General features: G+C 62.3%; 9 protein-coding genes and 1 pseudogene. 8 read left to right on the top strand and 2 right to left on the bottom strand.

Annotated elements, in window-relative coordinates; genetic code table 11:
* Positions 1–490: pseudogene (locus L8H00_RS18340) on the bottom strand (GNAT family N-acetyltransferase); the annotation flags it as partial.
* 45 nt (positions 491–535) lie between these two features.
* On the opposite strand from L8H00_RS18340, the gene L8H00_RS18335 reads away from it, so the two are divergent.
* Complete coding sequence (locus L8H00_RS18335; RefSeq protein WP_347340755.1) at positions 536–1,606, top strand: LysR family transcriptional regulator; 1,071 nt, start codon at positions 536–538, stop codon at positions 1,604–1,606.
* Between the two features lie 6 nt (positions 1,607–1,612).
* On the opposite strand, the gene L8H00_RS18330 is transcribed toward L8H00_RS18335, so the two are convergent.
* Positions 1,613–1,891 carry a helix-turn-helix transcriptional regulator gene (locus L8H00_RS18330; protein ID WP_242098759.1) on the bottom strand — a complete coding sequence of 93 codons (279 nt, stop codon included), beginning with the start codon at positions 1,889–1,891 and terminating at the stop codon, positions 1,613–1,615.
* Positions 1,892–2,175: 284 nt separating this feature from the next.
* Between L8H00_RS18330 and L8H00_RS18325 the strand changes: the two genes are divergently transcribed.
* The 7 genes from L8H00_RS18325 (at position 2,176) to L8H00_RS18295 (ending at position 7,907) form a co-directional block, all read left to right on the top strand.
* Complete coding sequence (locus L8H00_RS18325; protein ID WP_242098758.1) at positions 2,176–3,033, top strand: replication initiator protein A; 858 nt, start codon at positions 2,176–2,178, stop codon at positions 3,031–3,033.
* Positions 3,034–3,484: 451 nt separating this feature from the next.
* The gene (locus L8H00_RS18320; protein ID WP_242098756.1) at positions 3,485–4,321 is read left to right on the top strand and encodes an RNA replicase; all 837 of its coding nucleotides are present in this window, start codon (positions 3,485–3,487) and stop codon (positions 4,319–4,321) included.
* A gap of 474 nt (positions 4,322–4,795) precedes the next feature.
* Positions 4,796–5,314 carry a hypothetical protein gene (locus L8H00_RS18315; RefSeq protein WP_242098753.1) on the top strand — a complete coding sequence of 173 codons (519 nt, stop codon included), beginning with the start codon at positions 4,796–4,798 and terminating at the stop codon, positions 5,312–5,314.
* 51 nt (positions 5,315–5,365) lie between these two features.
* Positions 5,366–5,689 carry a single-stranded DNA-binding protein gene (locus L8H00_RS18310; RefSeq protein WP_242098750.1) on the top strand — a complete coding sequence of 108 codons (324 nt, stop codon included), beginning with the start codon at positions 5,366–5,368 and terminating at the stop codon, positions 5,687–5,689.
* A gap of 169 nt (positions 5,690–5,858) precedes the next feature.
* Complete coding sequence (locus L8H00_RS18305) at positions 5,859–6,359, top strand: DUF2726 domain-containing protein (RefSeq protein WP_242098748.1); 501 nt, start codon at positions 5,859–5,861, stop codon at positions 6,357–6,359.
* Positions 6,360–6,443: 84 nt separating this feature from the next.
* Positions 6,444–6,887: a hypothetical protein gene (locus L8H00_RS18300; RefSeq protein WP_242098746.1), complete on the top strand. Its 444-nt coding sequence runs from the start codon at positions 6,444–6,446 to the stop codon at positions 6,885–6,887.
* A 99-nt stretch (positions 6,888–6,986) separates the two neighbouring features.
* The gene (locus tag L8H00_RS18295) at positions 6,987–7,907 is read left to right on the top strand and encodes a toprim domain-containing protein (protein ID WP_242098744.1); all 921 of its coding nucleotides are present in this window, start codon (positions 6,987–6,989) and stop codon (positions 7,905–7,907) included.
* The last annotated feature ends 151 nt before the right edge of the window (positions 7,908–8,058 follow it).

The raw sequence follows: 8,058 nt of genomic DNA, 5'->3' as shown, positions 1-8,058 counted from the left end.
AGAATATGGCACAACCATCCGGGCAGAGCTCGCGGAAGAGCCTCGCGATTGGCTCGAACATGCGGATCAGCAGCCCAGGCGCGACGATCAGCCAGATCGCGATCGCCGACGGCTTCTCGCCCGCCGAGCAGATCCAGGCCGGGTCGGGCTTGCTGCCGTCATATCGGCCGGTCATCAGCGCCCACGCGCCATAGGGATTGAGCGGGAGGTAGGCGAAGATGCCTGCGGTCCCACTTCGCCCGGGCACGGTGACGGACCGGACAATATCAGGGTTCTTCTCGATCATCCGGGCGACATCGACCGGGTCAGCCAAGGGGAGCATCCCGCGCACGTCATCGATCATCTTCGTAATGTTGTTGCGAGAGAGGCGCTGTAGCGGGACCTGCCGGCTGTGATTCCGGGCGATCAGCGTATCCATTCGCTCGTTGAAGCATCCGTCCCAGAAAGAGGTCGGTTCGGAGCTTGTCGGATTGGCAACATCCTGAAACATTTGATATCCCTCGCAGGGTCGTGCGCACGGCGTCGTTGCGGGAGAGTGGTATTGCGAAAGCGGCCGGCCGGCAGGATCACAAAAGTTGAACCACGTGTTCCAGGGGTGAACACTGACCAACATGCCGAGTTCGCCGACCTCCAATGGGACGACGTGAGGCTGTTCCGAGCCATCCATCGGCTCGGGAGTATGCGCAAGGTCGCTTCGGATCAGGGAGTTGTGGTCAACACGATCCGACGAAGGATCGAGCGCGTCGAGACAAGGCTTGGCCTCGATTTGGCACGGCGTAGCGTCAACGGGATCGTTCTGACCGAAAACGGCGAGAAGCTTCTTCGGATTGGCCAGGCGATGAGCGACGCCGCAGAATGGGATCTTGCCGACAGCACGAAGGATGTTCTCGTGAAGCCGGGGCAGCTCACCATAGCCTGTACGGAGGGTATCGGAACACTATGGCTGACGCCCAGGATGTCGCGGCTCCAGGCGGCCCTCCCCAAAATGATCATAGGCCTGGATTTCGACTACAACCTCGCTCGTGACCGAACCCATGAAGCCGATGTCTGGTTGACGTTCGAACAGCCCGCCGAGCCGGATCTCATCACCTCGAAACTGGCGACCGTTCATTTCGCTGTCTATGCGAGCAAGAGCTATATCGGGCGCCACGGCAGTCCATCGACGATGGACTCTCTCAAAACCCACAAGATCGTCGAGCACGTCAGTCCCGGCGTCCGGTCAGAGCTGCTGGACTTCCTGATCGGCACGGATCGTCCCCAGGGCTTCATCGCGATGCGAACCAACTCTTCGCTATCCCAGCTTTGGTCGGTCGCGAAGGGGGTCGGCATCGGTGCCCTGCCTACATTCGTAAGCGAGATCACAAGTGCCGTGAAACCGGTTCCTCCGAATCTGGCAATACGGCGGGAAATCCGTCTTGTATATCGCGCCAAGGCGAAACCATCTCCGGCCATTCTTGCAACAGTGAAATGGCTGCGTGAATGTTTCGACCGTGCGATCCACCCCTGTTTCGCCGACAGCTATATCGACCCGAAGACCTTCATCCGCGATTCCGGCGAAACCAACATCGTGAACATCTTCCCGAACACCTTCGACGAGATGAACTGACGGCGCTCAGGGCGTTTCATTGCCCTTACCCTCGGCCTGCTCGTCAGAAGGACGCAACAGATCCCAGATCTCCATCCCCAACGCGGCCGAGAGCTTCAACATCATGTCCAGCGTCGGGTTCGCGCGGCCCCGCTCGATCGATGACAAATAGCCGATCCCGATCTCCGTGCGCTTGTAGATGTCGGTCTGGGTAAGCCCGAGCGCCTTGCGTCGCGCCTTGACGCGCGCTCCGAAGGCAAGCGCGGCCGGCTGGATAATCTCCTCCAGATGGAGTCTTGTCGTCATTCAAAGGTCTCGTGCCGGCGCGATCACGGCCACGAATCCGTGTCCATCCTTCGCTACCTTAATGGACGGAGCCTCGATATCCAAGGAGGCGCTAACCACGCTGGGTATCCGCGCGCCGGCCGAACGGTCGCCGAAAGCACGAAGCCGGAGCCGCCACTTTGGAAACGGTCGGCGAAAGCACGAACTTTCGCACTCGATTACCGCCCCGCTCAGGCCTATCATTGTTCCCAACACCCAATCTTCGTGCTTTCGCCGACCGATTGCCCGGTGTCAGGGAGCGGGGCATGAGCCTAGCAAGACCACAAGGCGACCTGTTCGCGCTCGACAGCCCCCTCCTGACCGAGGTCCGAGGCGAGCAGTCGCTCATGGCATTCCCGTTCTTCGCCCTCAGCAAGGGCAAGTGGACGAAGCCGCTCGCCTATCGGAATGAAACCGTGTCGATCGAGATCGTCGCCACCTCCAAAGGCGTCGCGACGATCTACGACAAGGAAGTGCTGCTCTACATCGCCAGCCTGATGGTGGCGAAGCTCGACGCCGGCGTGGACGTGTCGCAGGAGTTCTACTTCACAGCACACGACCTGTTCCGCATCACAGGTATCAGCGGCTCCGCCCGATCCTATTCGCGGCTCTCGGACGCCCTGGAACGCCTACAGGGCACGCAGATCAAGACGAACATAGAAGCGGGCGGCGAAGGCCAGGCCGGTTTTTTCTCCTGGTTGTCCGAAGCGCAGCTTCATTACTCGAAGACGAAAACCGGCGTTAAGCGGCTGAAGGCCGTCAAAGTACGTCTTTGCGACTGGCTTTACCGGGCGATCCTTCGCGATCGCCGCGTCCTCGACTACGCGCCCAGCTATTTTCAGCTCGGACCGATCGAGCGACGCCTGTATGAAGTAGCACGTTCAGCTTGTGTCACGGGTCCGATCGATGTCGACCTCGATGAACTTCGCCTTCAGCTCGGCTACCAGAGCTCCCTCAAGCATTTCCGCTTCGAGTTGAAACGGATTGCCGACGAAGATGCCATTCCTGGCTATGCGTTCGACCTAGCGGACGCTCCCGTATTACCGGCCAACAGCCGCACGCGACGCAACGCCGGAGCTGCTCGCGTCAAGATTACCCCACGCGCACTGCTCGCGGCCGCGTAACCACGTTTTCATACCTGCTGCGAATCGACTCCCGAATCGATTCTGATCGGTCGGTAAAAGCACGAACTTGGGTCGGCGAAAGCACGAATCCCGGTCGCCAAAAGCACGAACTGCGCGTGCAACGGTCGGCGAAAGCACGAACTTATTCGTACCTCGGTCGGCGAAAGCACGAACTCTAGCTGTTTCGCGACGCCGTCGCTTTCGCCACAATCAAACTTGGACTGGTTGCACGACGCGACTGGCGAGACAGGGTGCGGGCTGTGACCACATAAAGGAAAGCCCGGCGCAAAGGCCGGGCATCCCCAAAGTCTAAATGTGAGAGCCTTGCAGGGCTTCCACGGGTCAATCCAACGACCCTCACATAGCGACTTTCGAGCTTTGGTTCAAGGATGCGCGCTTTGCGCCACGGGATCTCTTTGCCCCGGTCCCAGCCCCAAAAAGGGGATGGAAGATGCAAGCCGTATCAATCGCACGTGCGAGCTTCATGGCGCTCGAGCGCATCACGACAACTCAGACGCGCTCGCGCTCAGGCGCGCCCAATCCCACAGGTGCCAAGGTCCATCCCAACAGCCGGCTCGCCGGCACGTTCGAGGAGGATTTCTTCTACAGCTACCCCAAAGGCGAGACCGATCGGATCTACGCACGCGCGGCCGAGCTCGAAGACCAGAAGAACGCAATCCGGCGAAGCGCCAAGGCGGAAGGGCGCGCCCTCACCCTTGATGAGCGACGCATCATGCTGCTGACCCCAGGGGTGCTGAAAATCCTCAAGGTGCTGCTCGAACTGGCCCGGACCTGCGCTGGCAAGGTCTTTCCGACCTGGGCGTGGATCGAGGAGAAAAGCGGGCGCTCGCGCGCCACGGTCCACCGTGCGCTCAGGAACCTCGCCGCAGTCGGCTTGCTGGATAAACAGCGCAGGTGTGTCCCGATCGAGCCGACGCCCGAGCGGCCGAAGGCCAAGAACGAGCAAACATCGAACGTCTACCGGATGCGCTTTCCCAACGCCCTCGTCAGGTTCCTGCCGCGCCGGATGCGCCCCGTGCCGCTCCCCGATGACGTCGTTCAGGGCGAGGCCGATCGGGTCGAGGCCATCGCCGCCATGCGGCTCTGGCGGTCGCCGCGGCAGGTCGCGGCCGAAGATTTCGACGATGCCGGCTTGCGCCGCATCATGCTCCGCCTCGCAACCTCCCTCGAGAACCAAGAGTCTCAAAAAAATGGTCAACCGCTCGTAGATTCATCTGTTCTAGGCGAAAATGGAGTTGGCCTAGTCGGACAACGCTCTAACGCCTAACGGCGTCGAGGCGCTGTGCGGACGCGAACCGCCAAATGGGCAACGTTGCACCCGAAGCCGCCCTGGACGCGCCGCTACGCGTCGCGGTGCTCCCGAAGAGAGCATGCGTTTTCTGTTGCGTTCAAATAGCCGTCGTTGCGCTTGTTGAAGAGGTTTTTCCGGTCTGACGATCGTCAGTGGGGCACCCTGTACCCCGGTCGACAAGCGCCACGCTGTAAAAAGCGCTGTCGTTTTTGTCCGATATAGCAATAATGACGATATGTCGGTCCGCTCTCAAACTCTGGACGATCCGCTAGCGCCCGTAACTGTGCGGTGCCTTGAGCCGCGCCGAAGGGCAATTCTCTGGTGAGAGCGCGCGCGATCGCAGGCGGCGCCGCGATTATCGCTGCGGTTGTTCTCTGGCACCGCCCCTCCTTTGACCGCGGCGCCGATCGCTCCAATGTCCTTGGTTGTACTGCGGCTAACGACGGTTCCTTGTGTGATGCCGTCGCTGGCATCTCCCGGGTGATCCACTTTCCCTTGCTTGTCGCTAACCGCGCAGCACGCCTTCCGCCGCCCGAAACCCCGGGCGCGATCGACCCCGCCGTCGGCCAAGACAACATCGACGATACGATCTGCCGCCCGGGCTACGCCCACGCGGCGCGGCCGGCCTATTCCATCACCGGCCCGCTCAAACGACACATGATGGACGCGCAGCATCCCGGCGAGGCGATGGCCGCCTATGAGCTGGACCATCTGATCCCGATCTCGATTGGCGGCGCGCCGCTCGACGCCCGCGATCTCTGGCTGCAACCGCGGGGCGGCCAAGCCAACGCCGGCGACAAAAACGTACTCGCCTACGTTCTGTGGCGTCTGGTCTGCACGCATCAGGTGCCGCTCCGGACCGCCCAGCACGAGATCAGCCACGACTGGACGCGGGCGTATCAGCTCTACGCGACGCCTGAGAACATCGCGAAATATCACTTCAGGCACGATGAACAGGCACCGGACTAGAGCACGTCGACTGCGCACATTCAGGATTTCACCCTAGCCAAGGAGAGTATGATGCCCCAGAATATCGCGGAGTTCCGCATCATTGGCCGGATCGGCAAGATCACATCGCGCGAGAAGGTGAAATACGTCAGCGTGGCCGCCAATTATAACCGTCGCGACGGTGACGAATGGAAGACCGATACGCACTGGAACAGCGTCGTGTGTTTCTCAAACGTCGCCTCTCAGGTCGGTAATGCCGCCAAAGGCGACCTGGTTCATATCACCGGCCGCGTGCGTGAGAGCCAGCACGGTGAAGCGAATGACACATCCTACCGGACGGAGCTGATCGCGGACAGCTTCTCGGTCCTGACCAAGGCCGAAACCGAGGATAATTGATGGAACGCCAGGGCGGCCTTCGGCACGGCTCTATCGGCGCTACGCCCCGACCGAGTCCGCAAGCGGTCTCGGCCCTTCCGGGTGACGATCCTCGTCTGACCGGGAGGGCGCGCGCCACGCGCGCCCTCCCGGTCCTCACAGCAGGTCCAACCCTACCGTGACGTACTATATGCACCCCGAATTGCTGCTCGCAGCGCTCCTTATCGCCGTGCTCCTGGCCGCGATCGCCATGGCAATCCCGCGCAGGCCACGAGTACGCGCCAAGGCGCTTCTCACCAAACGCGAACGGGTCGCCCGAGTCATCATCGAGCGCGTTTTGCCTCACGCCCGCATCTATGTGCAGGTCTCGATGGGCGCGCTCTTGCAGCCCAAAGCCGGCTTGGGTCGCAACGAGGCGATGCGCACCCGCAACAGATTTTCCCAGAAGATCGTCGATTTCGTGATCGAAGACCGTGCATCTGGCGCAGTCCTCGCGCTCGTCGAACTCGACGATCGTAGCCACGACGCCCCCCGCGACCGGCAGCGTGACGCGATGACCGCCTCGGCCGGCTACCGTACCATCCGCCTTCCTGCCGGAAAACTCACCACGGCCGACATCGCCGCGCGGCTCCAGCCTCTGCAACCAAGCAACGCCGGCACGTCCGTCAGCGCGACGCGGAGCGGCGCATGATTGATCCCTCGGAACAGGGCATGTCAGGGCTGCACGACGATTTTCTGCTTTCGTTCTCGTGCAGCATGATTCAGAATCTACACCATGCCGATCCGCCTGGAACATCGCTGGCTTTACCCGATCGACTGGCCGGAGATCAGCCGGATCGTGCGCTTCACGCGCGCAGGCGGGCGATGCGAACATTGCCAGCGCCCGCACGGACGCCGCGTCACGCTGCTTCTCGGCACCGATGGCATCTGGTGGGATACCGAAATCCAGGCCTGGCGCGACGGCCGCGGCCGCCAGCTTCGCCGCCAGCCCGGCTTCGTCCCGCTGGAGGCGATCGGGATGACGCGCACACCGGTCTATCTGGCAACCGCCCATCTCAACCACGATCCGACCTTCAGCGGCCCGCGCTGGCGCAATCTCGCAGCACTCTGCCAGCGCTGCCACATGATCCACGACGCGCCCGAGCATCGCCGGCGCCGCTGGTGGAACGCCTTCCGCAGGCGGGCGCTCGGCGACCTCTTCTCCGGTCACTACCGCTAGAAAACATACCCTCCGCGAATATGCGGAAGCGGGCGGCCAAGGCCGCTTCAGAGGGGAGGATGCCGGTTGCTCTTCGGTTCAAGTTTTACGGAGGCACCCATGACCGAAATCTATCAAACCCACAGGACGATCGCCATGGCACGTCTCCCGCTCGACGCTGAGATCCGCGCCAAGGATATCGTCGAGAAACTCGGCGGGACCTGGCGCGGGACACGCGGCGAATGCCGCTGCCCAGCCCATGACGACGGCTCGCCAAGCCTGTCGGTCCGCCTAGGTGACACGGCGATCCTGTTCCACTGCTTCGCCGGTTGCACCACGATCGAAGTGCTGAAGGCGCTCCAGCGCAGGAGGCTCCACGACACGAGACCGGTGTCGATGCCTGAAGCCAAGCCCAAGCGCGACATGGGCGCACTGGCGCTCCGCCTTTGGAATGCCAGTCAGCCGATCGCCGGCACGCTCGCCGAGGACTACCTCCTCTCACGCGGCCTCTCCGCCCCCTTCTCCAGGACGCTGCGCTTCAACGCCGCTACGATCTTCGGCTCCGGGCCGAGCAAGCGCATCATGCCCGCCATGATCGCCGCCGTCGAAAACGACATGGGCCTCGTCGCGGTGCAACGCACGTTCCTCGACCCTGAGAACGTGCTGCACAAACCGCTCTCCAAACCCAAGGTGTCGCTTGGTCTGCTCGGCACGGCGGCGATCCGCCTCGCGCCCGCCACGGACGAGCTGGGACTTGCCGAAGGTATCGAGGACGCACTGTCCTCGATGGAATGGTTCGGCACCCCCACCTGGGCTCTGGGCGGGGTCGAACGCCTGGCGTTCGTCGCCATTCCCGAGAAGGTGCGCCGCGTGATCGTCTACGGCGATCGTGGCCGAGCTGCCGATCGGCTGCTAGAGAAGGCGCGTGTCCATCTCACCATGAACGGCCGCGAGCTGGTCAGCCGCGTGCCCGAACAGCACAACGACTGGAACGACGCCTGGAGAGCGCACCTGTCAAGCGCTCCGGCGTTAGGAACCTGACCATGGCCAGCGCCCGCACAACACCCGTTCAACCATCGTCACCCAATGCTCAAACCATTATCGACATGTTCGAGCTGGGCTGGTTCGGCCAAGGGCCGCCCTTCTGGCGCTGGATCGAGACGGAAGCTGCACAGTCTTACATCAGGGCATG

The sequence above is a fragment of the Sphingomonas sp. CROZ-RG-20F-R02-07 genome (genome assembly GCF_022662335.1).
Lineage (GTDB): Bacteria > Pseudomonadota > Alphaproteobacteria > Sphingomonadales > Sphingomonadaceae > Sphingomonas.
The sequence above is the reverse complement of the archived record's forward strand: the minus strand, read 5'-3'. Positions and strand labels throughout refer to the sequence as shown.

Coding starts and splice junctions, on each gene's coding strand:
- L8H00_RS18330 (WP_242098759.1), bottom strand. CDS start 1,891: ATGACGACAAGACTCCATCTGGAGGAGATTATCCAGCCGGCCGCGCTT.
- L8H00_RS18325 (WP_242098758.1), top strand. CDS start 2,176: ATGAGCCTAGCAAGACCACAAGGCGACCTGTTCGCGCTCGACAGCCCC.
- L8H00_RS18320 (WP_242098756.1), top strand. CDS start 3,485: ATGCAAGCCGTATCAATCGCACGTGCGAGCTTCATGGCGCTCGAGCGC.
- L8H00_RS18310 (WP_242098750.1), top strand. CDS start 5,366: ATGCCCCAGAATATCGCGGAGTTCCGCATCATTGGCCGGATCGGCAAG.
- L8H00_RS18305 (WP_242098748.1), top strand. CDS start 5,859: ATGCACCCCGAATTGCTGCTCGCAGCGCTCCTTATCGCCGTGCTCCTG.
- L8H00_RS18300 (WP_242098746.1), top strand. CDS start 6,444: ATGCCGATCCGCCTGGAACATCGCTGGCTTTACCCGATCGACTGGCCG.
- L8H00_RS18295 (WP_242098744.1), top strand. CDS start 6,987: ATGACCGAAATCTATCAAACCCACAGGACGATCGCCATGGCACGTCTC.